This is a genomic window from Rhodovulum sp. P5, from assembly GCF_002079305.1.
GTDB lineage: Bacteria > Pseudomonadota > Alphaproteobacteria > Rhodobacterales > Rhodobacteraceae > Rhodovulum.
The window spans coordinates 56,428-80,543 of the sequence record NZ_CP015039.1 but is presented as its reverse complement, the minus strand read 5'-3'; the positions used below and the strand labels follow the sequence as shown (position 1 = coordinate 80,543).

At 65.6% G+C, this 24,116-nt stretch carries 30 protein-coding genes and 1 tRNA gene; 21 read left to right on the top strand and 10 right to left on the bottom strand.

Annotated features, from left to right (window positions below; all coding sequences use genetic code 11):
- Nucleotides 1–2: 2 nt before the first annotated feature.
- The 3 genes from RGUI_RS00440 to RGUI_RS00430 are packed head-to-tail and all read right to left on the bottom strand — an operon-like array spanning nucleotide 3 to nucleotide 4,061.
- Entirely contained in the window at nucleotides 3–1,253 is a 1,251-nt protein-coding gene (locus tag RGUI_RS00440; RefSeq protein ID WP_081531248.1) for an FAD-binding oxidoreductase, read from the bottom strand.
- Entirely contained in the window at nucleotides 1,250–2,392 is a 1,143-nt protein-coding gene (locus RGUI_RS00435) for an enolase C-terminal domain-like protein (RefSeq protein ID WP_081531247.1), read from the bottom strand. The genes RGUI_RS00440 and RGUI_RS00435 overlap by 4 nt, the downstream gene beginning before the upstream one ends.
- Before the next feature lies 1 nt (nucleotide 2,393).
- Nucleotides 2,394–4,061: a thiamine pyrophosphate-binding protein gene (locus RGUI_RS00430; protein ID WP_081535901.1), complete on the bottom strand. Its 1,668-nt coding sequence runs from the start codon at nucleotides 4,059–4,061 to the stop codon at nucleotides 2,394–2,396.
- Between the two features lie 124 nt (nucleotides 4,062–4,185).
- On the opposite strand from RGUI_RS00430, the gene RGUI_RS00425 reads away from it, so the two are divergent.
- From RGUI_RS00425 to RGUI_RS00410, 4 genes are all read left to right on the top strand, one after another.
- Nucleotides 4,186–4,926: an aspartate/glutamate racemase family protein gene (locus tag RGUI_RS00425; protein ID WP_081531246.1), complete on the top strand. Its 741-nt coding sequence runs from the start codon at nucleotides 4,186–4,188 to the stop codon at nucleotides 4,924–4,926.
- A gap of 218 nt (nucleotides 4,927–5,144) precedes the next feature.
- Nucleotides 5,145–5,336 carry a hypothetical protein gene (locus RGUI_RS00420; protein ID WP_081531245.1) on the top strand — a complete coding sequence of 64 codons (192 nt, stop codon included), beginning with the start codon at nucleotides 5,145–5,147 and terminating at the stop codon, nucleotides 5,334–5,336.
- Complete coding sequence (locus tag RGUI_RS00415) at nucleotides 5,333–5,884, top strand: phage head-tail connector protein (RefSeq protein WP_081531244.1); 552 nt, start codon at nucleotides 5,333–5,335, stop codon at nucleotides 5,882–5,884. The genes RGUI_RS00420 and RGUI_RS00415 overlap by 4 nt, the downstream gene beginning before the upstream one ends.
- Nucleotides 5,881–6,111 carry a hypothetical protein gene (locus RGUI_RS00410; RefSeq protein WP_081531243.1) on the top strand — a complete coding sequence of 77 codons (231 nt, stop codon included), beginning with the start codon at nucleotides 5,881–5,883 and terminating at the stop codon, nucleotides 6,109–6,111. Before RGUI_RS00415 ends, RGUI_RS00410 begins: the two co-directional genes overlap by 4 nt.
- 241 nt (nucleotides 6,112–6,352) lie before the next feature.
- Here RGUI_RS00410 and RGUI_RS00405 read toward each other — a convergent pair whose 3' ends face one another.
- The gene (locus tag RGUI_RS00405) at nucleotides 6,353–6,592 is read right to left on the bottom strand and encodes a hypothetical protein (RefSeq protein ID WP_081531242.1); all 240 of its coding nucleotides are present in this window, start codon (nucleotides 6,590–6,592) and stop codon (nucleotides 6,353–6,355) included.
- Nucleotides 6,593–6,725: 133 nt separating this feature from the next.
- Here RGUI_RS00405 and RGUI_RS00400 point away from each other — a divergent pair, with 133 nt between their 5' ends.
- The 6 genes from RGUI_RS00400 to RGUI_RS00375 are packed head-to-tail and all read left to right on the top strand — an operon-like array spanning nucleotide 6,726 to nucleotide 11,677.
- Nucleotides 6,726–8,216 (top strand): terminase large subunit domain-containing protein, encoded by a 1,491-nt coding sequence (locus RGUI_RS00400; RefSeq protein ID WP_253798689.1) that lies wholly within the window; start codon nucleotides 6,726–6,728, stop codon nucleotides 8,214–8,216.
- Complete coding sequence (locus RGUI_RS00395) at nucleotides 8,207–8,539, top strand: HNH endonuclease (protein WP_081531241.1); 333 nt, start codon at nucleotides 8,207–8,209, stop codon at nucleotides 8,537–8,539. Before RGUI_RS00400 ends, RGUI_RS00395 begins: the two co-directional genes overlap by 10 nt.
- A gap of 3 nt (nucleotides 8,540–8,542) precedes the next feature.
- On the top strand, nucleotides 8,543–9,814 hold the full coding sequence (locus RGUI_RS00390; protein ID WP_081531240.1) for a phage major capsid protein: 1,272 nt from the start codon (nucleotides 8,543–8,545) through the stop codon (nucleotides 9,812–9,814).
- A 32-nt stretch (nucleotides 9,815–9,846) separates the two neighbouring features.
- Nucleotides 9,847–10,365 (top strand): HK97 family phage prohead protease, encoded by a 519-nt coding sequence (locus RGUI_RS00385; RefSeq protein ID WP_371587053.1) that lies wholly within the window; start codon nucleotides 9,847–9,849, stop codon nucleotides 10,363–10,365.
- A gap of 2 nt (nucleotides 10,366–10,367) precedes the next feature.
- Complete coding sequence (locus tag RGUI_RS00380) at nucleotides 10,368–11,417, top strand: phage portal protein (protein WP_081531238.1); 1,050 nt, start codon at nucleotides 10,368–10,370, stop codon at nucleotides 11,415–11,417.
- On the top strand, nucleotides 11,414–11,677 hold the full coding sequence (locus RGUI_RS00375) for a hypothetical protein (protein ID WP_081531237.1): 264 nt from the start codon (nucleotides 11,414–11,416) through the stop codon (nucleotides 11,675–11,677). The genes RGUI_RS00380 and RGUI_RS00375 overlap by 4 nt, the downstream gene beginning before the upstream one ends.
- Before the next feature lie 120 nt (nucleotides 11,678–11,797).
- On the opposite strand, the gene RGUI_RS00370 is transcribed toward RGUI_RS00375, so the two are convergent.
- Nucleotides 11,798–12,025 (bottom strand): helix-turn-helix transcriptional regulator, encoded by a 228-nt coding sequence (locus tag RGUI_RS00370; protein WP_081531236.1) that lies wholly within the window; start codon nucleotides 12,023–12,025, stop codon nucleotides 11,798–11,800.
- 74 nt (nucleotides 12,026–12,099) lie between these two features.
- Between RGUI_RS00370 and RGUI_RS00365 the strand changes: the two genes are divergently transcribed.
- The 4 genes from RGUI_RS00365 to RGUI_RS00350 all read left to right on the top strand — a co-directional run bounded on the left by RGUI_RS00365 (nucleotide 12,100) and on the right by RGUI_RS00350 (nucleotide 14,570).
- A complete protein-coding gene (locus RGUI_RS00365; RefSeq protein WP_081531235.1) occupies nucleotides 12,100–12,561 on the top strand; it encodes a hypothetical protein in 462 nt (153 codons plus the stop codon).
- A 140-nt stretch (nucleotides 12,562–12,701) separates the two neighbouring features.
- A complete protein-coding gene (locus RGUI_RS00360; protein WP_156882824.1) occupies nucleotides 12,702–13,313 on the top strand; it encodes a hypothetical protein in 612 nt (203 codons plus the stop codon).
- A 4-nt stretch (nucleotides 13,314–13,317) separates the two neighbouring features.
- A complete protein-coding gene (locus tag RGUI_RS00355) occupies nucleotides 13,318–13,524 on the top strand; it encodes a hypothetical protein (protein ID WP_081531233.1) in 207 nt (68 codons plus the stop codon).
- Entirely contained in the window at nucleotides 13,521–14,570 is a 1,050-nt protein-coding gene (locus RGUI_RS00350) for a tyrosine-type recombinase/integrase (RefSeq protein ID WP_081531232.1), read from the top strand. Before RGUI_RS00355 ends, RGUI_RS00350 begins: the two co-directional genes overlap by 4 nt.
- 85 nt (nucleotides 14,571–14,655) lie before the next feature.
- Here the strand turns inward: RGUI_RS00350 and RGUI_RS00345 are convergent.
- Nucleotides 14,656–14,739, bottom strand: a tRNA-Leu gene (locus RGUI_RS00345).
- A gap of 119 nt (nucleotides 14,740–14,858) precedes the next feature.
- Here RGUI_RS00345 and RGUI_RS00340 point away from each other — a divergent pair.
- Nucleotides 14,859–15,437, top strand: a complete 579-nt coding sequence (locus tag RGUI_RS00340) for a YqaA family protein (protein ID WP_081531231.1) — start codon at nucleotides 14,859–14,861, stop codon at nucleotides 15,435–15,437.
- Complete coding sequence (locus RGUI_RS00335; RefSeq protein WP_081531230.1) at nucleotides 15,434–15,910, top strand: disulfide bond formation protein B; 477 nt, start codon at nucleotides 15,434–15,436, stop codon at nucleotides 15,908–15,910. Before RGUI_RS00340 ends, RGUI_RS00335 begins: the two co-directional genes overlap by 4 nt.
- A gap of 34 nt (nucleotides 15,911–15,944) precedes the next feature.
- Here the strand turns inward: RGUI_RS00335 and RGUI_RS00330 are convergent, their stop codons facing one another.
- The gene (locus RGUI_RS00330) at nucleotides 15,945–16,214 is read right to left on the bottom strand and encodes an usg protein (protein ID WP_156882823.1); all 270 of its coding nucleotides are present in this window, start codon (nucleotides 16,212–16,214) and stop codon (nucleotides 15,945–15,947) included.
- Nucleotides 16,215–16,408: 194 nt separating this feature from the next.
- Here RGUI_RS00330 and gyrA point away from each other — a divergent pair, with 194 nt between their 5' ends.
- Genes gyrA through RGUI_RS00315 form a run of 3 tightly spaced genes read left to right on the top strand, consistent with a single transcriptional unit; the run spans nucleotide 16,409 to nucleotide 21,170 of the window.
- Nucleotides 16,409–19,153 carry a DNA gyrase subunit A gene (gene gyrA, locus RGUI_RS00325; protein ID WP_081531229.1) on the top strand — a complete coding sequence of 915 codons (2,745 nt, stop codon included), beginning with the start codon at nucleotides 16,409–16,411 and terminating at the stop codon, nucleotides 19,151–19,153.
- Between the two features lie 42 nt (nucleotides 19,154–19,195).
- Nucleotides 19,196–20,548, top strand: a complete 1,353-nt coding sequence (gene trmFO / locus RGUI_RS00320) for a methylenetetrahydrofolate--tRNA-(uracil(54)-C(5))-methyltransferase (FADH(2)-oxidizing) TrmFO (protein WP_081531228.1) — start codon at nucleotides 19,196–19,198, stop codon at nucleotides 20,546–20,548.
- Nucleotides 20,549–20,558: 10 nt separating this feature from the next.
- The gene (locus RGUI_RS00315; protein ID WP_172841044.1) at nucleotides 20,559–21,170 is read left to right on the top strand and encodes a class I SAM-dependent methyltransferase; all 612 of its coding nucleotides are present in this window, start codon (nucleotides 20,559–20,561) and stop codon (nucleotides 21,168–21,170) included.
- A 62-nt stretch (nucleotides 21,171–21,232) separates the two neighbouring features.
- On the opposite strand, the gene RGUI_RS00310 is transcribed toward RGUI_RS00315, so the two are convergent.
- Complete coding sequence (locus RGUI_RS00310; protein ID WP_081531226.1) at nucleotides 21,233–21,778, bottom strand: YbhB/YbcL family Raf kinase inhibitor-like protein; 546 nt, start codon at nucleotides 21,776–21,778, stop codon at nucleotides 21,233–21,235.
- Nucleotides 21,779–21,904: 126 nt separating this feature from the next.
- Between RGUI_RS00310 and gluQRS the strand changes: the two genes are divergently transcribed.
- Complete coding sequence (gluQRS, locus tag RGUI_RS00305; RefSeq protein ID WP_081535898.1) at nucleotides 21,905–22,762, top strand: tRNA glutamyl-Q(34) synthetase GluQRS; 858 nt, start codon at nucleotides 21,905–21,907, stop codon at nucleotides 22,760–22,762.
- A gap of 98 nt (nucleotides 22,763–22,860) precedes the next feature.
- Here gluQRS and hisI read toward each other — a convergent pair whose 3' ends face one another.
- Complete coding sequence (gene hisI / locus RGUI_RS00300) at nucleotides 22,861–23,220, bottom strand: phosphoribosyl-AMP cyclohydrolase (protein WP_081531225.1); 360 nt, start codon at nucleotides 23,218–23,220, stop codon at nucleotides 22,861–22,863.
- A 68-nt stretch (nucleotides 23,221–23,288) separates the two neighbouring features.
- On the opposite strand from hisI, the gene RGUI_RS00295 reads away from it, so the two are divergent.
- Complete coding sequence (locus RGUI_RS00295; RefSeq protein ID WP_081531224.1) at nucleotides 23,289–23,741, top strand: iron-sulfur cluster assembly scaffold protein; 453 nt, start codon at nucleotides 23,289–23,291, stop codon at nucleotides 23,739–23,741.
- Nucleotides 23,742–23,898: 157 nt separating this feature from the next.
- On the opposite strand, the gene RGUI_RS22315 is transcribed toward RGUI_RS00295, so the two are convergent.
- Nucleotides 23,899–24,021, bottom strand: a complete 123-nt coding sequence (locus RGUI_RS22315; RefSeq protein ID WP_256387862.1) for a hypothetical protein — start codon at nucleotides 24,019–24,021, stop codon at nucleotides 23,899–23,901.
- Nucleotides 24,022–24,116 lie beyond the last annotated feature (95 nt).

Below are 24,116 nucleotides of genomic sequence, written 5' to 3'. Positions count from 1 at the left end.
ATTCATTGAAACCGTGTTGGGCCGAAGGGCGCAAGGTCAATATTGGGCGGCGTGCCCGAGACGAGCTGCGCAAGGATGCGGCCGGTCTTGGCCCCCGCGGTCAGACCCACATGGTCATGGCCAAAGCCAAGGAACGCCCCGGTCAGCCCCGGCACCGGACCGATTGCCGGAAGGGAATCGGCCATCGCGGGGCGGTGGCCCATCCATTCCTCGCGCCGCTGCCATGTCAGGCCCGGCAGCGCGTCTTGCACCAGCCGCTCCAGCAGGCGGAAGGGCGCGCGCGACGGCGGCGCCTCCAGCCCGCCGAACTCCACCACGCCGGCCAGCCGCAGGCGCCCCGCCATCGGGGTGGCCAGAAACTTGCCCGCCGCGATCATTACAACCGACCGCGGCATCACGCTGGGTTCCCACAGGTCCAGGTGATAGCCGCGCTCGGTTTCCAGCGGCACGTTTACCCCAAGGCGCCGGGCCAGCGGGCCAGACCATGCGCCGGTGGCGATCACCGCGGCGTCGCAGGGCACCGTCTCACCACCCACGCGGATGCCGGTGACATGGCCCCCGTTCCGCACGATGTCCGACACCTCACCGATGATCAGCCGCGCGCCCTGCGCCTCGGCATGGGCGGCAAGGTCCGCCACATAACGCCCGGGATCGGCGATCCGGCCGTGGCCACCCAACCGCACCGCACAGCCGATGCCCTTGCCGATGGCCGGGTCATAGGCCCGGACCGCGTCGCCCTCCAGCACCTCCCAGTCGATGCCAAGCTCCCGTCGAATGCCCCAGCCGAAGGCGTCGCACTCATAATCCTGCCGCTTGCCATAAAGGAACACGTAATCGGACGGCACGATCCACCGCTCCGCCCGCGTTCCGGCGGCCAGCGCCTGATGGTCGGCAAGGCTGTCGCCGATCAGCGTGTGCAGGGCCGCGGCCCGGCGCCGGACGGCGGGCCCATTGGCGTGGGACAGATACCGGGCAAGCCACGGCGCCAAGCGCGGCAGGTAGCCCCATTTCAGGAACAGCGGCTTCATCGGGTCGAACAGCATCCCCGGCGCCTTGGCCGCCAGACCGGGCACCGGCACCGGAACGACCGACGAGGACGCCAAGAGTCCGGCATTGCCGAAGGACGCGCCGCCCGCCGGGCCTTTTCGGTCAATCAACACCACCCGGTGCCCGGCCCGCTGCAACCATATCGCGGTCGCCACGCCCACGATGCCTGCGCCGATCACGGCAACCGTCTTGGCCGGGTCGCTCATGCCGCTTGCACCCCCGGCCCGGCCACCGCGTGGCGCATCACCTTGTCCATGTCGGGCACGAGGCCAAGACCCGGGCCGTCGGGCACGATCACCTTGCCGTCCTCGATCGGGAAGGGCTCGGCGAGCAGGTCGTCTTCAAGGAAATACCGCGCCTGGTAGAATTCGCAGCCCAAGGTGATCTCGGGCGTCGCCGCGATCATGTGCGCCCCGGCAAGATGGGCCAGCCCCGTTTCGAACATGTCGCCGCCATAGGCCAGAAGGCCCGCATCGGCGGCCAGCCTTGCGACCTCCTGCGCGCGGGCAAGGCCCCCGGCCTTCATGATCTTGACGGACACGCCGTCGCAAATCCCCGCCTCGATGGCGCGGCGCATGTCCGCCGGGCCGAAGATGCTTTCGTCGGCGAGCAGCGGAACGGGCAGCGCCGCGCGCAACTCTGCCATGGTTTGCCAGTCGTCGGCCGCGACGGGCTGTTCGATGAAATCCGGGGCAAGGCGGGCGATCTCGGGCACGTCGCGCAGGGCGGTGTCACGGTCGAGGCCCTGATTGTAGTCCACCCGGATCGCCATGCCGGGATAGGTTTCCCGGATGAAGCCGATCCGCATCAGGTCGAAGGCCGGGCCATGTGTGCCGGCCTTCAGCTTGACGATGCGCACGCCGTCCTCTGATAGCCGTGCAAGAAGCGCCTTGTCCGCCCCGAAATCGGGGGACGCGATGGAACAAGACAGCGGGATCGCCGCGGGCCCCTGCCCGCCCAGCACCGCCCAGACCGGCCGCCCGGTCAGCCGCCCCGCAAGATCGCAGAGCGCGGTTTCCAGCGCCGCTTTCGCCTCGGTGCAATGCACGACCGCGTGTCGGGCCACGGCCATGATCCCGTCCCGCTCCGCCACCTTGCGGCCCAGCACATGGGGCCGGATATAGCGGTTCAGCGCGGCCAGGCTGGCCTCGGGCGAGCCGGTGAAGACGACCCAGGGCGAGGCCTCGCCATACCCCTCGGTCCCGTCCTCGGCCGTCAGACGCAGAATGATGACCTCGACCGTTCCGGCCACCGCACCGATGCCGTGAACGCGCTGCCCCCTTACCGGCAGGGCGCAATGCCAGACGTCGAAGCCGGTGATCCGCTGTTGCAGGGCGTCGTCCATCTCAGGCCACCCATTCCGATACGGGCGCCGCGGCCTCGTGCAGCGGCTGCGCGATGATGTCCACCAGCGTCGGCCCGTCGTGGTTCAACGCGCGCTTCAGCACCGGGGCAAGATCGGCGGGGTCCTCCACCGTCCAGGCGGCCACGCCGAAAGCCCGCGCCACCGCCGCATGGTCCGTCCGGCCGAAATCGACGTTGTAATACCGCTCCCCGAAACCGGACTTCTGCCCCGCCTTGATCCAGCCGAACGTGGCGTTCGAGAACACGATGGAGGTGATGGGCATCCGGTGGCGGACAAGCGTCTCCAACTCTCCACAGCAAAACCCGAAGGACCCGTCGCCCATCGCCGCAACCGTCTTGACCCCCGGCCGCCCCACATGGGCGCCCATCGCGGCGGCCAGCGCATAGCCCAGCGCGCCGTGGGCGCGGTTCGTGATGAACTGCCGCCCCGCCTGCGGCCACCGGTAATGGGCCGAGAAATAGGGGCATGGCGTTCCCGGATCGGCGACAAGGATCGCGTCGAGTTCCAGAACCTCCTGCAAGGTCGCGACGACACGTTCGGGCCGGATCGGGCGGGCATCGCTGGCGGCAAGGGGGGCGAAGGCGGCTGCCTTCTGCGCCCAAGCCTGCGCCGCGCGTTTCGCCCCGGAATGATCCGGTGCCTCGGCCACCGCCGCGGCCAGCGCGGCCAGCGCCAGTTTCGCATCGGCGCAGATCGCCACCTCGGTCGGGTAGTTCGCGCCGATCACCATCGGATCGCTGTCGATATGGATCACCGGCACGCCGGGGCGCGGCACCCGCCAGCGTTCGGTCGTCACCGACCCGGCCCGGCAGCCGATGAAAAGGATCAGGTCGGCCTCTTCCACCACCGCGCGGGTGGCCGGTACGCCCCCGTTGGTGCCCACCACGCCCACCGCGCGGGGGTCCGTTTCGGCGATCACGCCCTGCCCGGACACGGTCGTCGCGATGGGCAGATCCAGAAGTTGCGAGAGCTTGGCCAGTTCGTCAAACGCCCCCGCGATCACCGGGCCGCCGCCGCAGATGGCCACCGCCCTTCGCGACCGGGCCAGCAGTTCCGCCGCGGCCGCGATGGCCTCGGGCTCCGGCGCGCTACGCTCCGCCGGGAAGGTCTGGTGGCGCGTGTCGGCCCAGACCTCTGCCGGGTCGGTGGCGCCTTTCTGCGTGTCGAAGGGAAAGGCAAGATGCGCCGCGCCCGGGCGTCCCGTCGTCATCGCGCGGAATGCGGCCCGCACCTTGGCCGGCAGCACGGCGGCATCGTCAATGGATGCCGTGAACTTCGTCAGTGGCAAGAACAGCGCAGGCTGGTCAAGTTCCGTCAGCGGATAGCGCCCCCGCGCGGCGGTCGAAACATCGGTGGTGATGGCAAGGATCGGGATGGAGCTTTCGTTCGCCTCCACCACGCCGGGCAGGATATATGTCGCACCGCCGCCCGAGGGGCCTTCGCACACCCCCGGTCGCCCGGTGACGCGGGCATAGCCATCGGCCATATAGCCTGCGTGGCGTTCGTCCCGGGTCAGGATATGCTCGATCCCGTGGTCGAGCCGTGCCATCGCATCGTAGAATGGCAGCGTGGTATCCCCGCACAGCCCGAACATGTGGCGCACGCCGTGGGCCTGAAGCATCCGCACCATCGCCTCTGCCCCGGTCATGTGATTGGCGCCGCTCTGATCCACCGCGTTTCCCTGCCCTTCATACGACCGCTTATTGGCGGAGCTTGCGTGCCGCCCCCGGCCATGTCAACGAGAACCGGAGCGCGGCAAGGGCAGGACGGATATGTCAAAGGTCACGGGCGGCAAGGCGATTTCCGGGGCAGCGGTCGGCATCCTGATGCTGGAGGCGCGGTTTCCCCGCATTCCCGGCGATGTCGGCAATGCCGAGACCTGGCCCTTCCCGGTGCTCTACCGCGTGGTGCGACAGGCCACCCCCGACCGCGTCGTCTGCAAGGGGGCGGAGGGGCTGTTGCAGGACTTCATCGCCGCGGCCCGCGATCTGGTCGCCGACGGGGTGGACGGGATCACCACCAATTGCGGGTTCCTGTCGCTCTACCAGAAGGATCTGGCCGATGCGGTAGAGGTGCCTGTTGCGGCATCCTCGCTGATGCAGGTGCCGATGGTCAACGCCCTGCTGCCCCGGGGCAAGCGCGCCGGGATCCTGACGATTTCCGCCTCCAGCCTGACCGCGGCGCATCTGGCCGCCGCCGGTGTCCCCGACGGCACCGCCATCGGCACGACCGAGGGCGGACGGGAATTCACCCGCGTGATCCTGGGCAACGAGACGGAGATGGACGTGGACCTTGCCCGCCGCGACAATGTCGAGGCCGCCCGGACGCTGGCCCGCACCCATGCGGATCTGGGCGCGATCGTTCTGGAATGCACCAACATGGTGCCCTACGCGGCCGACATCCAGCACGCCACCGGCCTGCCGGTCTATTCCATGGTCGACTTCATCACATGGTTTCGGATGGGGCTGCGGCCTGCACGTTTCCCCGCCCCAGCGGTCCTGCCGGAGGACTGAACGGATGCGCAGGCTGGTACCCGAGGCCGGACTCGAACCGGCACGCCTTGCGGCGGGGGATTTTGAACTCTGGCGAAAGTGTTTCAGGCCAGACACTTGACCATCAGCGAAGCCCACAGACAGACCGGGAACGAATTGCGAATGTGGGCCTAGCAAGAAAACGCAGCAGGTCCATCCTTTCCCGCCATATCAGCCCATCGCACAAGCGCGTTTCCCGGATGCTTGGCTATGCGCTGACCCTCGGCACCGAAGAAGCATGGTGGCAATTCTGCGTTCTTATCTTCGCCCGGCTGACGGTGCGTGAGCGCGGTTTCCTCGCCTACATGGCGCTCATGTCGCTGAACGAAAGTCAGGCTTATGAGACGGCCGACAAGGCGGTCTTCGGCCCCGGCCGGCGGGCAGCGTCATGAAGACGCTTATCCACCGCACCCCGGCCGCCGGAATGCCTTTCGTCCTATCGGACCTGAAATGGCACCTTCGCGTCGATCACTCGGACGATGACACGGCCATTACCAACATCGGTTGCACGGCCGCAGCCGAACTCGAGGACTTCGCCCAGATCGCGCTGCTGACCCAGACCATCCGCGTCACGGTCTTTGCTCCGGAAGTGTCGGTGGGCGGTTTTACCTTACCCATCGGCCCGGTGATCGACAGCGACACTGTGACCGTCTCCTTGGACGGCGCCGACTTCACCGGCTTCGAATTTGTGCCCGGCAAGCGGCGTCCTTACCTGCGCTGGCTGGATTCCTACTACGACGCCGCGCCCGAGCGGCTGGCAATCGAGTATCAGGCGGGCTTCGGCGCAGACGCATCGGCCATTCCCATCGACCTCGCCCAGGCGATCATGGATCAGGCCGCGCTGTACTATGACGGCCGTTCACCGATGGATCGAAAGGCGCTTACCACCTCGCCGCATATGGCGCGGATCGGCGCCCGGTATCGGGGGGTGCAGGCATGACGGCAGCCGAACTGGATGAAATCCTCACCTTCCGCTGGCCGAGTGTCGTGCGGCGCGTGATGGCGGATGGCAGCGACGACTGGCTGAAAGGCTTCGTCCGTTCCGTCGCAAAGCATGGGAAGCGGCCGAACTGGCGGCCGTCCTTCAAGCAAGAACAGATTATGCGTCGCCTGTTGACCGAGATCGGCAAGGCACCCGAACCGGAGGTGCGGCTTATCGAGGACTAGGACGACAGACCCGGCGCTGCCCCTGATCAGGGCAGAGCACGGGCAGGCAAAAGAGTGCCGCCTCGGGCTTGCGACTTGACCGGGGGGCGGCGCGACAGCGGCGGGACCGGGGAAGCTATCACACCGCCACGGGCAGCCATGCAGGCGCAAGCCTGTCACCCCATGCCCGAGGATAGCGCCGCCCCAGCGGGCGGTGAACATGGGGGTGCGCGCCTTCGACGCTGGTTAGCGGAGGTGTGGCCTAACGCTGGGGCTCGTCCGAATTGGCAGAGCAACATGGCGCGGTCAGGGGCGGCTGGGAAGTCGCCTGCTGACCGTCGACCGGGGTCTGAACCGATTGGCAGAGACACAGAAAGAGCAACGGTTGAACGAAGAGATAGGGCGAGGCGACGATGACGACGAAGGCAAAGAGGCAATGGAGGAAGGCGGACGGCTCGCCCTTGCCGCCGCCCGCGCCGAAGCCGAGCGCGCCCGAGATCATCTGGCAAGGCGACCTCTTCTCTGCATCTGGTCCCAATGCCGGAACTTGTGCGCAGACGGGAAACCGTATGCCTAAGTTCTCAATTTTCGCGCCCGGCGGGGAACTGTCTGAAGCGGTCCCTGCCGAAAGAGCTATGCATTTTCTGCATGGCCTCGCCATTCCAGAAGGGCCGAACGCTGGCAGGCAACTGGAACTTGCCCCGTTCCAGCGCGACTTCGTGAACGGTGCGCTGGCTGACGGCATCACGACCGCCATTCTCAGCATCGGGCGCGGCAATGCCAAGACAGCCCTCTCGGCCGGGCTTGCCCTTGGCGCCCTGGTCGGCGTGCTGGACCCCCAGCCCCGCCGCGAAATCCTCATTGCAGCCAGAACGCGGGATCAGGCGCGAGTCGCTTGGGACTTCGTGGCCGGCTTCTCCGACAGCCTGCCTCTTGAGATCCAGCGCCGCCTGATCTTCCGGCGCGCGCCCCGGCTGGAAATCGAGTACGAGGGCGACGGCGGCGGCCATGTGCTGCGCGCGCTGGCGGCCGATGGCAAGTCGGCCCTCGGCTCTGCCCCGACGCTGGTTCTCATGGACGAACGCGGGCATTGGGCGCTCGACCGCGGCGACGAACTCGAGGCCGCACTTCTGTCCGGTCTAGGCAAGCGTGGCGGACGCGGCCTGATCATCTCGACATCGGCCCCCGATGACACGCACCCCTTTTCGAAGTGGATCGACGAACCGGTGCCCGGTTCCTATGTGCAGGAACACCGGCCCGCGCCCGGCCTTCCGGCCGATGATCTCGACAGCCTGATCATCGCCAACCCCGGCGCCCAGCATGGCATCGGTTCTTCGCTGGAGTGGCTGCAAGGGCAGGCCGGGCGCGCGATTGCCCGCGGCGGTTCGGCGCTGACGACCTTCCGGCTCTACAACCGCAACGAACGCGTGTCGGGCGAAACCCGCGACCTGCTGTTGACCGTGGACGAATGGCTCGCCTGTGAAGTGTCAAACCCGCCGCCTCGGGAAGGCGAAGTCGTGATCGGGATTGACCTCGGTGGATCGGCCAGCATGTCGGCCGCGGCGTTCTACTGGCCTGCGACCGGGCGGCTCGAGGCCCGCGGCACCTTCCCTTCCATGCCTTCCCTGCTGGACCGGGGCCAGGTGGACGGCGTGGCCGGCCGGTATCTGGAAATGCAGGACCGTGGCGAACTGGATACCTTGGGCGAAAAGACCGTGCCCGTCGCCCCGTGGCTGGTAGAGACGCTGCGCCATGTCACCGATCAGACCGTCGCGGCGGTTGTGGCCGACCGCTTCAAGCAGGCCGAGCTGGTGGAGGCGCTCAACCGCGCTGGCATCCGGGCGCCGATGATCTGGCGCGGCATGGGCTTCCGGGACGGCAACGAAGACGCTGAACGGTTCCGGCGGGCCTGTTTCGACGGGCAGGTGAAGGCGCAAGCCTCGCTTCTGCTGCGCTCTGCCTTCGCGGATGCTGTCTGCCTGCGCGACCCCGCGAACAATATCAAGATCGCCAAGGCCCGTTCGAAAGGCCGGATCGACGCGGCATCGGCCACGGTTCTGGCTGTGGCCGAAGGCGCTCGCATTGCGGCCCGCCCGCGCAAGACGGTGAGGGCGACATGGGCGTGAGGAAAGAGCACAAGCGGTTCTCCCGCCATGTCACCCGCGGCCAACGCTGGCACACGCTGCGCATGGCCGTCCTTGAACGCGACGGCTTCCAATGCCGAACATGCGGTGCGCGCGGCCGTCTCGAGGTGGATCATATCAAGCCGGTGAGGACGCACCCGAAGCTCGCCTACGAGCCTTCGAACCTGCAAGCCCTCTGCCCCTCCTGCCACACGAAAAAGACCCGCCTCGAATGCGGGCATCCCGAACCCGACCCCCGCCGCAAGGCGTGGGATGACCTGCTGCGCGTCAAAATGCAGCCCAACCCCAACACAGCACGAGGATAGAGCATGTTGGATTCTGTGAAGATTGCCCGGCGGCAATCCGAAATCCGTCAGGAACTGGCGGGCCTGGTCGGCAAGGATAGCCCGACCGAAGACGAAACCCGCGCGATGGAATCGCTCGATTCCGAGTATCGCGCCAACGAAACCCGCTATCGCGCGGCCCTCATCGCCGAAGATCAGGAACGGCGGGATGCTGGCGACGAACTCGAAAACCGTTCGGAGGCCGAATGGTCCGAGATCATGGGGCGTTTCGAACTGCGTCAGGTGGCGCTTGCGCTGGACGAAGGCCGGGCCCTGGCCGGCGCTACGGCCGAGATCGTGACCGAGCTTCGCGAGGCGGGCGGTTATCGCGGCATGCCGGTGCCGTGGGAAGCGCTGGAATTGCGCGCGGGTGAGACCGTGGCCAGCGCCACCCCGAACCCCATCCGCACCATGCCGATCATCGACCGGCTGTTTGCACAGTCGGCAGCCGCCCGCATGGGCGCCCGGATGATCAATATCGGCGTTGGTGAGGCCGAGTATCCGGTCACGACCTCGAGCGTCACTGCGGGCTGGGCCGATGGCGAGACCGGCAGCGTCGCCAGCCCCGCGGCCTATGCCACGACCGACCGCCCCCTCGCCCCCGACCAGACGCTCGGGATCCAGATGAAGATCACGCGCAAGGCGTTGAAGCAATCCGGCACGGCGCTGGAACAGGCGGTGCGCCGCGACATGAACGGCGCCATTCAACAGGAACTCGACCGGGCGATCTTCCTCGGCAGCGGTTCCACGGGTGAACCCCTTGGCGTCGTGGCGGGCGCAGCGACCTATGGCATCACCGAAACGGCGGTGGATGCGACGGCGACCTATGCCGCCTTCCGCTCGGCTATCGTCCGCTTCATGGTGGCCTCTGCCGCGTCTTCGCCTTCCGAGGTGCGTGTCATGATCCGGCCGGAGACGTGGGACATTCTCGACGCTCAGGCCGCGGCGACATCTGCCCCGATGTGGGAATGGGACCGGCTGGCCGCGGCCGTGGCATCCGGCGGCGTCACCATGACCCCCAACGCCCTTGCCGCACCGACCGGCACCCCGGCGGCGGCTTCGGCCCTGCTGACCACCACGGCCGGCGGCGTGCCCCCGATCTTCGTCGGGACCTGGGGGGCAATCGACCTCATCCGCGACCCCTATTCGGATGCATCGTCGGGCGGCCTGCGCCTCACGGCGTTGACGACGATGGACCTCACCGTATCGCGCCCGGCGCAGCTTGAGGTTCTGACCGGCTTGCAGGCGGAATCGTGATGCTTTGGGGACCGCCTCTTCTTGCGGTGCAAGTGCGTTCTGAGGGCGGGGCAACCCGCCTTCAGGCCCGGTTCCCCTACGGTGTGGAAACCGAACTCGCGACCCGGCGGCGCGAGATCATCGCACCGCGCGCCTTTGCCAGCCGGATCGACGCCGGCGAAGATATCCACCTGCTGTTCGGGCATGACTTCACCAAGCCGCTGGCATCGCGGGCTGCCGGCAGTTTGGAACTGCGCGACACCGACATGGTTCTCATGATCGAGGCCGAGATCGACACCGGCACATCATGGGCGCACGACTTCATGGTCGCCCATCGGGCGGGCCTGATCACCGGCTTGTCGCCCGGCTTCCGGGTGCCGCCCGGCGGTGAAAAGATCGAACGGCGGGGCAATGAACTGGTGCGCACCGTGACACAGGCCGAACTCTTCGAACTCTCGGCCGTCACGCGTCCCGCCTATTCCTCGGCACAGATCGAGGCGCGCGCCTGGCAGCCCGTCGGCGAGGTGGCGCAACGCGTCGCGGAGCGTCACGCGGCGCTAAGGTGGAGGTAAAGATGTGGCCATTCAACAGGAAGAAGACCGAGACCCGCGCCGCGGCGTCGGGTTTCACGGCCGAGATCATCGCGGCCCGTGAGACGTATGTATCGGGCGCCCGCGGTATCGCCGAACTGACCGCCACCGCGCAAACCTGCATCGGGCTTTGGGAAGCGGGCCTCGCGCTGGCCGATGTGGAGGGAACCGAGCTGCTGGACCGGCGCACACTGGCTCTGGCCGGGCGCTCTGTCGCGCTGCGGGGCGAGGCGGTCTTCCTGATCGACGGCGACGGGCTTGTGCCCTGCGCCGATTGGGACCTGACCACCCGAAACGGCCGCCCACGGGCCTATCGTCTGTCAATCTCCGAGTCGGGCGGCGGGCGCACCCTGACCGCGCTGGCGGGGGAAGTGCTGCACCTGCGGATCGGCTGCGACCCGGCGGCGCCCTATTACGGGACCGCACCGCTCAAGCGCGCATCCCTGACGGCGGGCCTGCTGAACGCGGTGGAAACGGCGCTGGCCGAGACGTTCGAGACCGCGCCCCTTGGCAGCCAGATCGTGCCCCTGCCCGACAGTGGCGCCGATGACATGGCGAACCTGCGCGACGCCTTCCGCGGCAAGCGTGGGTCCGTTCTGGTGATCGAAGGCATCGCCCAGGCCACGGCCGCTGGCATGAACCCCCAACTTGGTCAGCGGCGCGAGGACCTTTCCCCGAACCTGAAAGACGCCATGACGGACGAAACCCTAACGGCAGCCCGCGATGCAATCGGCGCGGCGTTCGGCGTGCTGCCGTCGATGCTGAACCGATCGGCCACAGGCCCGGCGATCCGGGAAGGCCAGCGCCACCTTGCCCAATGGCAGTTGCAGCCCGTCGCGGCCCTGCTGGCCGAGGAGGCGACCGACAAGCTCGGAAGCACCGTATCCATCGACGTGATGCGCCCGGTGCAGGCGTTCGACACCGGCGGCCGGGCGCGCGCCATGTCGGCGATCATCAGCGCCCTTGCCCAGGCGAAAGAGGCCGGGATCGACCCCGGCACCGCACTCAACCTTGTGGACTGGAAAGAGCAATGAGCGACCCCTTCGAAAACCTGCGATCCGACCTCACCAGCCCCGGCCGGCACGCTTTCGCCGTCACACCGGACGATAACACCGACCTCACCACAACGCCCCGGGCGCTGTATGTCGGCAGCGGGGGCAATCTGGCGATCACCACCATCGGTGGCGACACAGTGACCCTTGAGAACGTGCCCGACGCATTCTTCGTGCCCGTGCGCGTGGCGCGCGTTCTTGCCACCGGCACCACGGCCGGCGGGCTTATCGGGCTTTATTGATCGGGCTGGCACGGCCCGGCGGGTCTTTCAGCTTATCCCGCATCCGTGCCCGGATCAGTCGTGAGTCCCGTCAGCAACCGCGACAGCCCGCGGCCCGGCCTCCACCGGGCGCGGTGGGCCTCAGACCTTGCGCAGGCGTACCCCGGCCCCGCCGCCGTTCTCTTCGATAAACTCCACCCCGGCGGCCTCGAGGGCCTCGCGCATGGCATCGATTGTCGCCCGCCGCGGCACCCGCTCTTCTCCTTCAAAACTGATCAGCGTTCGAACTGCGATCCCAGCCTCGCCCGCCAGTTGCCCCTGCGACCATCCAAGAAGGCCGCGAGCGGCCCGACATTGCGAAGCGTTCATAAAGTATATTGCAGAAAATCTGCAACTCCTGTAGTGAGACAGTTGCACAATATATGCAACCGGAGATCAGAACAATGCCCAAAGACCGCGTCTGCGCGACCGATACCGCTTTGCCTGTCACCCGCCGCGCGGCCCTGACCGGCGCCGCCGCCCTGGCGGCAAGTCTGCCCCCGGCCTCGAGCGTGATGGCAGGCGCATCCGAAGATCCGATCCTGCCCCTCTATCGAGAATGGGTGCAGGCGCGGAAGGACTGGTACGCGCTGGCCGATCTGCCCGGAAACGAGGACTGGGACAGCCCCGAGACCATCGAAGCACAAGACCGGGAAGACCGCGCCTTCTGGGCCTTGTGCGACCTGACCCCGTGTTCAATGGAAGGAGTCGCGGCCCTCGCCCATGTTCTTTGGGTGCTTGACGGGCCGTCCGTGGTGCCCACCCATCCGGAGTATGCCGACCAGTGCGCGTGGCCGGAGAACAGGCTTCTGGCCGCGATCTGGCGGGCGGGAAGCGGTCAGACGGGTTTGCCGGGGGCGGCCTAGAAAAAAAACAGTCGGCCCTGAGCTAGAGCGGATGAGGCTAGATGCAACTTTCGCAGAAAGCCTTGACAGAGCCCCCGCAATTCGCCTTAGTGTAAAGGTGACACCAAGAGCAATGGGCGACCATGAAGGCCGGGCAACTCATGCAGATCACGGCAGAGGCCATGAATGTTTCCACTTCGGCGGTGAAGATTACCATGCGGAACATCCGCGAGGCCGGAAAACTCACCACAGGCGCGCATGGGGTAAACGCCCCGGACATGTGCTATCTCGACGCTGCACGTATCTTGATCGCTCAGATCATCGAAGATTCACCGGGACGAAGAGCCCCGGTGCATGTCGAAGAGATAGGTGCCCTTCCTTGGGCAAACCCCGCGTATGACGAGATCGAGGAACCGTTCAAGATTTCGGCCCTGCTCCCCGACGCTGACACAGGCACATTCGAACAGGCCCTTGCCGCCCTGCTCCGGGTTTTCGCCGAATGTCGTGACACTGAAGCATTCGAAGAGGCAGGGATGCGCCTCCATGATGGCCGGTTTCAGTTGCCACAGTGCAGAGTTGAAATCTTCCCGCGTGATCAGGCGGCCAGGATTAGCATGGGGCGGATGCACTATGATTTCTTCCGCCTTGCCCGCGCCAAAGACTGGACACCGGACAGCGACGAGCGGTTCCGCCTTGGAGCGCAGCGTATCAGCTTCGTGAATCAAGAGGTGATCGCCCGGATCGCCGAAGGCTTCGAAGAGGGGGAAGGATAGGAAAATGGCGGCCCCCTACCCGATCTTTGTCAAGGAAACCACCGCGGCCCGGCTGATGGATATGAAGTCCGCCGAATTCCGCGCGCTGGTTGAGCGTGGCCATTTACCCCGGCCTATCGAGATCGGCGGATTCCGGCGGTGGCGCGTCGAAGAACTCTTGGCAATTGCCGATGGTAAGCTGGCCAGGCCGGATGGCGGCCTAGAATTATGACGCGCCGCACCGAAAAACCGCGCCTCGAATGGAAGACCGTTCGGGGGAAGGAAGTGCCCCGGCATCGCGTCACATGGACGGAAAACGGAAAGCGCCGCGAACGGACCATCACGCTCGACTGGAAAGGTGACCCGGCTGAACTCGACCGGCTTTACTGGCAATGCGAGCGGGGCGAGCATCCGGCGCAGAAGCCCAAGGCTCCGGCGACAAGCTGGCACGCGCTGGTGGTCGCATGGCGTAGCGATCCCCGGGTGCAACGCAAACTGAGCGACAGCACGAAAAAGAGCTATCGCCGCACGATGGGAGCGATTCTCGAGAAAAACGCGGACAAGGACGTACGCGAGACCACGCGGAAACATGTGCGGGACATTCACGACAAGCTGGCCGCCACGCCCCGCAAGGCCGACCACATGGTGCAGGTGATTCGGCTCTTGTGGAACTACGGCAAGGACAAACTGGACTGGCCGCTCGGCGACAACCCAGCGGCCGGGATCGACCTCTACGGCAAGACCCGCGAATTCGAACCGTGGCCCGACTGGATGGTAAATGCGCTCAACACGGCGCCGCATGACGTGCGCGTTGCGGCCGAACTGATGCTCGGCACCGGTCAGCGCCCGAATGCGGCCATTTCCATGCAGCATGACGACTTCCGGGGCGACTTGATGACGGTCTGGGACGAAAAGAACGATGAGCCCAGCGAAGTCTATTGCCCGGCTAGGCTGCGTGCCTGCGTGGCCGATCTGCCGAAGCGCGGCAAACACCTACTGGCGAAGAACTTGACCCAGCCCAAGGGATACGACGCGGTTGAGAAGAAGTTTCGGGCATGGCGCGAGACCTTGGGAGAAGCGGCAAAGCCCTTCACCCTTCACGGGCTTCGCAAACTGGCGATCATTCAACTGGCCGAGGCCGGATGCAGCGATGCAGAGATCCAAGCGGTTACGAACCAGTCGGCTGAAATGGTCGCGTACTATCGGAAGAGAGCCGACAGAAAGCGCCTGTCACGGAACGCACAGAATCGGCGCGACCAGAACAAGAACGGAACATGAATGTGGGCTCACCATGTGGGCCAAACCTGAAATACAGGCTTTAGACGGTATCTACGGAATGGAAAATAAAGACGCAAAATCAAATTGGTACCCGAGGCCGGACTCGAACCGGCACGCCTTGCGGCGGGGGATTTTGAATCCCCTGCGTCTACCATTCCGCCACTCGGGCCTGCTCGCCTCCTCTAACCTGACGTTTCGGGCGGGTCAATCGGTCTGCACAAGACCCCGCGCTTGACGCCGCCGCCCTGTCATGGCTTGTGAAGCTGACTTTTCACAAGATGCCTTGCCATGATCAGACGCCTTTACGACTGGACCCTGTCGCTTGCCGACAGCCCGCATGCCCTGCGTGCGCTTTTCATCGTCGCTTTCATCGAAAGCTCCGTCTTTCCGATCCCGCCGGATGTGCTGATCATCCCGCTCGTGCTCGCCCGGCCTGACAGGGCTTGGGTCATTGCCGGCACGGCGCTTCTGGGGTCGGTCCTTGGCGGGTTGGCGGGCTATGCCATCGGCTGGGGCTTTTTCGAGAGCATCGGGCAGCCGGTGTTGGAGTTTTACGGCAAGGACGCCTATTTCGACGAGTTCCGCGCAAGGTACAACGACTATGGCGCATGGGCCGTCCTGATCGCGGGCGTGACGCCCTTCCCCTACAAGGTGATCACGATCCTGTCGGGCTCCACCGGGCTGAACCTCGGCGTGTTCATGGTGGCCAGCATCATCGCCCGCGGCATCCGGTTCTTCGTGCTGTCGGCGCTTTTGTGGAAGTTCGGCGCCCCGATCCGGTCGTTCATAGAGCGGTATCTGGGGCTCCTCTTCACGCTGTTCGTGGTCTTGCTGATCGGTGGTTTCTACGTCATCAAGTTCCTATGACACCGTCGCGCACCCTGATGATCCTGCTGGCCGCGGCCGGGTCGCTCGGCATCCTGCTGGGGGCGTTTGCCTTCCAGTATTTGGGCGGCCTCGACCCGTGCGAGATGTGCCTGTGGCAACGCTGGCCCCATGCGGTCGCCCTGGGCCTTGCCATCGGGGCCATTGCGGTTGGCGGGCGATTGCTGACGCTGGCGGGCACGCTGACGATGCTGGTCTCCACCGGCCTTGGTGTCTTTCACACAGGGGTGGAGCGGCGCTGGTGGCCGGGACCGGCCTCCTGCACCGGGGAAGCCGGGGGCATGGCGGCGCTGACGCCCGAACAGATGCTGAACCCCGCTCTCGTGGAGCCCGTCGTCATGTGCGATGTCGTGGCCTGGCAGATGTTCGGCCTGTCGATGGCCAGCTACAACGCGCTCGCCTCGGCCATCTTCGCCATGCTCTGGGCGCGGGCTGCCATTCTCAGCCGGCGATAGCACCGGGCGCGACACGGCGCGCCCGCGGCCGTGTTCAATGCAGGGTGAATTCCCCAACGACATTCCGCCATTCGCCGGGTGAAATCATCTTGCGATGGGTGAACCGCACCGAATGCAGCGGCCCCTCGATCTCTTCCTGCCAGAATTCGATGAACTTGAAGAGCTTGGGATGATCCGGCGCAAGGTCGTAGTCCTGCCAGATGAAGGAGTTCAGGACATTTCGGTAATCGGGCATCCGGTAGTAGAGTTCAGCCGTCGTCAGGCCATAGCCCTTCAGCATCAGTTCGGTCTCGGATTTGTCCACCTTTCACACCTCCTGGTCGCGTTAACGACTCGATGATGCCAAGGGCGAATTGATTTTCAATGAAAACAGTATGTTGGCACTCCACCCCCGGGGCTGCCAAGCGGTCGGAGCGACGCTGGTTGCACCCTACATGAAGGTTCTGATACACTCTACCCAACAACATATAGCGCAGTCGCGGAAGAGCGGACAGGCACGTGAACGACACGCCAGAACCCCCTGAAACAGAAGACGAAAACGGCGAACCGGAACGGCCGCAATACGACGGACCGACCATCGCGATCGAGGAGGAAATGCAAACCTCCTACCTCGACTACGCGATGAGCGTGATCGTCAGCCGGGCGATCCCGGATTTGCGCGATGGCCTAAAACCTGTGCACCGCAGAATCCTCTACGCGATGCACGAGACCGGCAATACCCATGACAAGCCCTATCGCAAGTCCGCCCGTCCCGTGGGCGACACGATGGGGAAATACCACCCGCACGGCGATTCCGCGATCTATGACGCGCTGGTGCGGATGGCACAGCCGTTTTCGATGTCGCTGCCGCTGCTGGACGGTCAGGGGAACTTCGGATCCATGGACGGGGACAACCCCGCGGCCATGCGCTATACCGAGGTGCGGATGGCGAAGTCGGCCACGGCGCTGCTGACCGACATCGAGAAGGACACCGTCGACTTTCAGGACAACTATGACGGCAAGGATCGGGAGCCGTCGGTCCTGCCCGCGCGTTTCCCCAACATGCTGGTCAACGGCGCGGGCGGCATCGCGGTGGGGATGGCAACCAATATCCCGCCCCACAATCTGGGCGAAGTTGTCGATGCCACGCTGGCCCTGATCGAGAATCCGGACCTGACCTCGGAACAACTGATGGAGTACATCCCCGCCCCGGATTACCCGACCGGCGGGCTGATCCTCGGCCGGTCAGGGGCGCGCAAGGCCTATCTGGAGGGGCGCGGGTCGGTCATCGTGCGCGCCAAGACACGGATCGAGGAGATCCGAAAGGACCGATTTGCCATCGTCATCGACGAGATTCCCTATCAGGTGAACAAGGCCTCGATGATCGAAAAGATCGCCGAGGCCGCCCGCGACAAGCGGATCGAGGGGATCGCCCATGTGCAGGACGAATCCGACCGGGTCGGCGTGCGCGTGGTGGTGGAGCTCAAACGCGACGCCACGCCGGATGTGGTTCTGAACCAGTTGTTCCGCTTCACGCCAATGCAGATCTCGTTCGGCTGCAACATGCTGGCCCTGAATGGCGGGCGGCCCGAAACGCTGACCCTGCGCCGCTTCCTGACCTCCTTCATCGATTTCCGGGAAGAGGTCGTCGCCCGGCGCACCGCGTTCGAGTTGCGCAAGGCGCGTGAGCGCAGCCATATCCTGTGCGGTCTGGCCGTCGCCGTGTCGAACGTGGACGAGGTGGTCGCCACCATCCGCGCCTCTGCCGACGCAACGGAGGCGCGCGTCAAGCTGATGGAACGGCGCTGGCCCGCCGAAGACATCGCCGACTACATCCGCCTGATCGACGACCCGACCCACACGATGAACGAGGACGGCACCTATAACCTGTCCGAGACGCAGGCCCGCGCGATCCTTGATCTGCGGCTTCAGCGCCTGACCCAGCTTGGCGTCAAGGAAGTCACCGACGAGTTGGAAGCGCTGGCTGCGAAGATCAAGGATTACCTCGACATCCTGCGGTCGCGCGAGCGGATCATGGCGATCATTTCCGATGAGCTGCGCGAGGTGCGCGACCAGTTCGCCGTACCCCGCCGGACCGAGATCGCCGACTGGTCCGGCGACATGGAAGACGAGGACCTGATCGAGCGCGAGGACATGGTCGTCACCGTCACCCAGTCCGGCTATATCAAGCGCACGCCCTTGGCCGAATTCCGCGCGCAGAAACGCGGTGGCAAGGGTCTGTCGGGGATGCAGACCAAGGAAGAGGACGTGGTCACGACGCTCTTCGTGGCCAACACCCATACGCCGTTGCTGGTCTTCACGACCGAGGGCATGGTCTACAAGCTGAAATGCTGGCGCCTGCCGCAGGGCGGGCGCACCGCAAAGGGCAAGGCCATCGTCAACATCCTGCCAATCCCGCAGGGCGTGTCGATCGCCGCGATCCTGCCCGTGGATCGCGCGGAAGAGGACTGGGCGGAGTTGCAGATCGTCTTTGCGACCTCGGCCGGTACGGTGCGGCGCAACCAGTTGTCGGATTTCACCAATGTGAAGTCGAACGGCAAGATCGCGATGAAGTTCGAGGACGAGCACGCCGACACCCGGCTGATCAACGCCCGTATCTGTTCAGAAGATGACGACGTGATGCTGGTGACGGCCCGCGGCCGGGCGATCCGCTTTCCCACCATCGATGTGCGGGTCTTCAACAGCCGCAGTTCGGTCGGTGTGCGGGGGATCAGGCTGCAAGACAATGACCGCGTGGTATCAATGTCGGTGATCCGGCATTTCGACGCCAGTTCGGAAGAGCGGACCGCGTATCTCAAGCAACGCCGCCTGATGGCCGGCCTGACCGAGGAAGAGGAACCCGACGAGGACGAAGAGGCCGTGTCGGGTGGGCAGTTGTCGCCCGACCGCTATGCAGAGATGTCGGCGGCGGAAGATCTGATCCTGACGATCACGTCGGGCGGGACGGGCAAGCTCTCCTCCAGCCATGACTATCCTGTCCGGGGCCGCGGCGGGCAAGGCGTGCAGGCCATCGACAAGGGCTTGCGCGGCGGGCCGCTGGTCGCCTGCTTCCCGGTGGAGATCGACGACCAGATCATGCTGGTGACATCGGCCGGTCAATCGATCCGCTGCCCGGTCGAAGATATCTCGTTCCGCTCCCGCAGCGCGGGCGGCGTGCGGGTGTTCAACACCGGGGCCGGGGAAGAGGTCGTCTCGGTCGCCTGGATTGCAGAGCAGGACGAGGGCGATACGGCGGAAGAATGAGGCCCCTTTCCTTCGCCTTCTGCCATCGCTAGATCGGGCGCCATGACGGACACGCTTCACATCGTCGGCGGCGGCCTTGCCGGGTCGGAGGCCGCCTGGCAGGCCGCCGAGGCCGGCATCGACGTGGTCATCCACGAGATGCGCCCCAAGACCGGCACCTTTGCCCACAAGACGGGCCAACTGGCCGAGATGGTCTGCTCCAACTCCTTCCGCTCGGATGATGACGAGCAGAACGCCGTGGGGCTGTTGCACTGGGAAATGCGTCAGGCCGGCGGTCTGATCATGCAGATGGCCGACACCCATCGCCTGCCCGCCGGTGGCGCCCTGGCGGTGGACCGCGAGGCATTCGCCGAAGGCGTGACCGCACGGCTGATGCAGCACCCCAAGATCACGCGGGATGATACTGAAATAACAGAACTTCCCACCGAGGGGCATTGGATCATTGCCACCGGTCCGCTGACCTCGGACGCGCTTGGCCGGGCGATCCAGACCGAAACGGGAACGGATGCGCTGGCCTTTTTCGACGCCATCGCCCCCATCGTTCATGCCGACAGCATCGACCTGTCAAAGGCTTGGTTCCAGTCCCGCTATGACAAGGGCGAGACCGAGGAAGAGCGCACCGCCTATCTCAACTGCCCGATGGACCGCGACACCTATGAGGCGTTCATCGACGCGCTGCTGGCCGCCGAGAAGGCCGAGTTTCACGAGGGCGAAACCGCTGGCTACTTCGACGGCTGCCTGCCCATCGAAGTGATGGCCGAACGCGGGCGCGAGACGCTGCGCCACGGGCCTATGAAACCCGTGGGCCTGACCAACCCGCATCAGCCCGACATCAAGGCCCATGCCATCGTGCAACTGCGCCGCGACAACGCGCTGGGGACGTTGTTCAATATCGTCGGCTTCCAGACCAAGATGAAATACGGCGCGCAGGCAGAGGTGTTCCGGATGATCCCGGGGCTGGAGAATGCCCGCTTCGCACGGCTTGGCGGCATCCACCGGAACACGTTCCTGAATTCACCCACGCTGCTGGATGCGCAACTCCGCCTGAAGTCGAAACCCCATATCCGCTTTGCCGGGCAGATCACCGGGGTGGAAGGCTATGTGGAAAGCGCGGCCATGGGTCTTTTGGCCGGGCGCCTTGCCGCGGCGGAGATCGCCGGGCACACGGTGCCGCCGGTGCCAGGCACCACCGCGACCGGCGCGCTGTTCACCCATATCACCGGCGGGGCTGAGGCGAAGACGTTCCAGCCGATGAACGTCAATTTCGGGCTGTTCCCCCCGGTCGAGGGGCTGAAGGGTGGGCGCCGCGGACGGCGTGATCGCTACAAGGCCTATACCGACCGCGCAAAGGATGCATGGCGGGCATGGCTGGACGCTGCCACGGGCACCCGTTAGCCTTCTAGCCATGGCTCAGACAAGATATCTCGACGACGTGTACGACATCGCAGAACGCGATGGCCTTGAAACCCTCTATGACAAATGGGCGTCCACCTACGACGACGAACTGACCGAAAATTCCTACGTCACCCCGGCCCGCATCGCCCGGGCCATGGCGCAGACCGGTTGCCGCGGCCCGGTGCTGGATGTCGGCTGCGGCACGGGCCTGTCGGGCCTGGCACTCACGCAGGCAGGCTATGACGTGATCGACGGCTGCGACATCTCAGAGGCCATGGTGGCGGAGGCCCGCGCGAAAGGCGTCTACCGGACCCTGACCGTCACCGACCCGGACAAGCCCCTGCCCGTCAGCCCCGGCAGCTATCCCACCATCGCCGCCGTCGGCGTTGTCACCGTGGGCGCGGCACCGGCCGATCTGCTGGACGATCTTGCCGACGCGCTTGCACCCGGCGGGCGGCTGGCCTTTTCCTTCAACGACCACGCGCTTGCCGAAGGGTCCTATGTTGCCAAGCTTGGGGAGCTTCTCTCGCGGGGCTTTTCCTTGCGTTTTCGCGAATACGGACCCCACATTCGCGCCCGCGATCTTGGCTCCACCGTCTACGTCATCGAGAAACGCGCCTGAATTCGACGGCCGCACCGGAAGGCCCCCGCACGCCTGTGCGGGGACCGAGCCTTGGTTTGACCTCAGCGGCCGTAAAGCCCCTGGAGCGTCGCCTTGCCGATGGCCGTGGCGTTGACGATGAAACCGGTCACCGCCTTGGAGGCCCCCGCCGGGATCTCCAGTTTCTCCACCGGCAGCGCGTAGAGCGTCACGTTATAGCGGTGGGCGTCGTCACCTTCCGGCGGGCACGGACCGCCCCAGCCCTCGATCCCATAGTCGTTGGCGATCATCTTCGCGCCCTCGGGCATCGCGTCGCCGCCCGCGGCGCCGGCGCCCTGGGCCAGTCCCTCGGCCGAACCGGGAATGTCCAGCGCGATCCAGTGCCAGAAGCCCGCACCGCCGGTCGGCGCGTCGGGGTCGTGGACCATCAGCGCGAAGCTTTTCGTGCCCTCCGGTGCGTCGCTCCATGTCAGCGCGGGAGAGACATTGCCGCCCGTGCATCCAAAGCCGTCAAAGACGAACATGTCGCCGATGGGTGTTCCCTCAACGAGATCGGGGCTCGACAGTTCGAACGCCTGAACGCCGCTGGCCGCCGCCATGATACCGAGGGAAAGGAGGATGGATTTCATGCTAAGCACTCCTGAAATATGAGTCGGGGCATTGCGCCCGCAGCAGGACTAAACCCCTTCACGACCACAGCTTGAAGTCGAAAAAACCCGACCTTGCACCGCTTCGGCAAGACATCGCAGACACCCGTGACAGACACGCCAACAACCCGCTTCGCGCCCTCCCCAACGGGGCCCTTGCATCTGGGGCACGCCTATTCCGCGCTGACGGCCCATGACCGCGCCCAGTCGGCGGGCGGCCGCATGCTGTTGCGGATCGAGGATATCGATACCGCGCGCAGCAAACCGGAATGGGAGGCGCAGATCTTCGACGATCTGGCATGGCTCGGGCTCGACTGGCCCCGTCCGGTGCTGCGGCAATCGGTGCGGCGGCCAGCCTATGACGCCGCGCTCGACCGGCTTGGCGTAATGGGCGTGATCTATCCCTGCCGGTGCCGCCGGGCCGATATCAGGGCCGCGCTGTCCGCCCCGCAGGCCGGCGCCCCCGTGCATGGGCCCGACGGGCTGGTCTATCCCGGCACCTGCCGCGACCGCCCCATGGCCGCGGCCGGGGCGCAGGATGCGATCCGGCTGAACATGGGTGCCGCGCTTGACCGGATTGGGCGCATGCTCCCCACGTTTCGGGAAACGGGCCCGCTGCATGGGGGCCTGCACCGCCTTGATGCAACGGCGCTGATCAAGGGCGTGGGCGATGTCGTGCTGGCCCGGCGCGATATCGGCACGTCGTATCACATGGCGGTGGTCGTCGATGACGCCTTTCAGGGCATCACCGAGGTCGTACGCGGCGCCGACCTGTTCGAGGCCACGCAGATCCATGTACTGTTGCAGGCTTTGCTTGGCCTGCCGACGCCTGCCTACCACCACCACCGTCTGATCACGGATGATACGGGGAAACGCCTTGCCAAGCGCGATGACGCCCGGGCGCTTGCAACCTATCGGGCGGAAGGGGCCACGCCCGCCGCCATCCGCAGGATGATCGGGTTGTGACGGGGCACACCGGCCCCCTTCTTCTTGGTCCAAATACCCAAAAACGGCGCCACAAGCGTATCGCGTGTTCGTATTCGCACGACAGCCTCACCCGCCATCTAACCCGCCATCGGCGCCATGATCTCTACCTCCGCGCCGTCGCGGATCGCCGTGTAGAAACAACTGCGCCGGTTGGTGTGACAGGCGGGTCCTTCCTGTTCCACCAGCATCAGCAGGCAATCGCGGTCGCAATCCACCCGCATCTCGATCAGGCGCTGGACATGACCGCTGGTCTCGCCCTTCACCCAAAAGGACTGGCGGGACCGCGACCAATAGGTTACGCGGCCCGTTTCAAGCGTGCGCGCGACCGCGTCGGCATTCATCCACGCCATCATCAGCACGGTGCCATCCGTGGCCTGGGCGATGGCGGGGATCAGCCCCGCCTCGTTGTAACGCAGGGATGCCGGATCGAAGGCCATCGGGGAACTCCTTTGAAAAACGGGCGCGCGCGGGCTATCTAGTGGGATACGCGCCAAAAGGAAACGCCATGAGCACCGAGTCCGACCTCATCAAGCTCTATTCGCAACGCATTCTCGCGCTGGCCGCGGATATCCCGCATCTGGAGCGGCTGGAGGACCCGATGGCCACGGCGCGAAAACGTTCGCCTTTGTGCGGGTCGACGGTGACCGTGGATCTGAACATTGCCGAGGGCCGGATCACGCGCTTTGGGCAGGATGTGAAGGCCTGCGCACTGGGTCAGGCCGCCGCCGCGGTGGTGGGGGCCCAGATCATCGGGCGCAGCCGGGACGAGGTCGAACGGGCCCGCGACCAGTTGAAGGCAATGCTGAAAGAGGACGGCCCGGCGCCCGACGCGCCCTTTGACGGGCTGGAGGTGCTGATGCCGGCGCGCGATTACAAGAATCGCCATGCCTCGATCCTGCTGAGCCTTGAGGCGACGCTGGAAGCCTTCGATGCTGCACGGAAAGCCGCCTGCGCCTGACCTCAGCCCGGAGCAACGGATAAAAAAACCGCCGCACTCCCGATGGGAGGCGGCGGCAGGATGCATGTCCATGCAGAACTCGGGAAGAGGCAGTTTCCAGAACACGGGCCCCGGGGACACGGGGGTATACGCACGGACAGCGGGCAGAGAACGAAAATCAGACGAAAGCGGGCAGATGAAGCCCAGCGAACAGGAGCAGCATCAAGGCAGCGGCGCCAATGGCATCCTGCCAAAGCGTGGCATGGCAGCGGGACAGCGTGGATTTCAGGTCGGTGAGCATCGGGCGGGCTCCTGTTCCATCAACTTGTTGCTAAATTGTTCTCATATCCATACCCACCTGTAAAGAACTTTTTAAGAACATTTGCGAACGCCCGG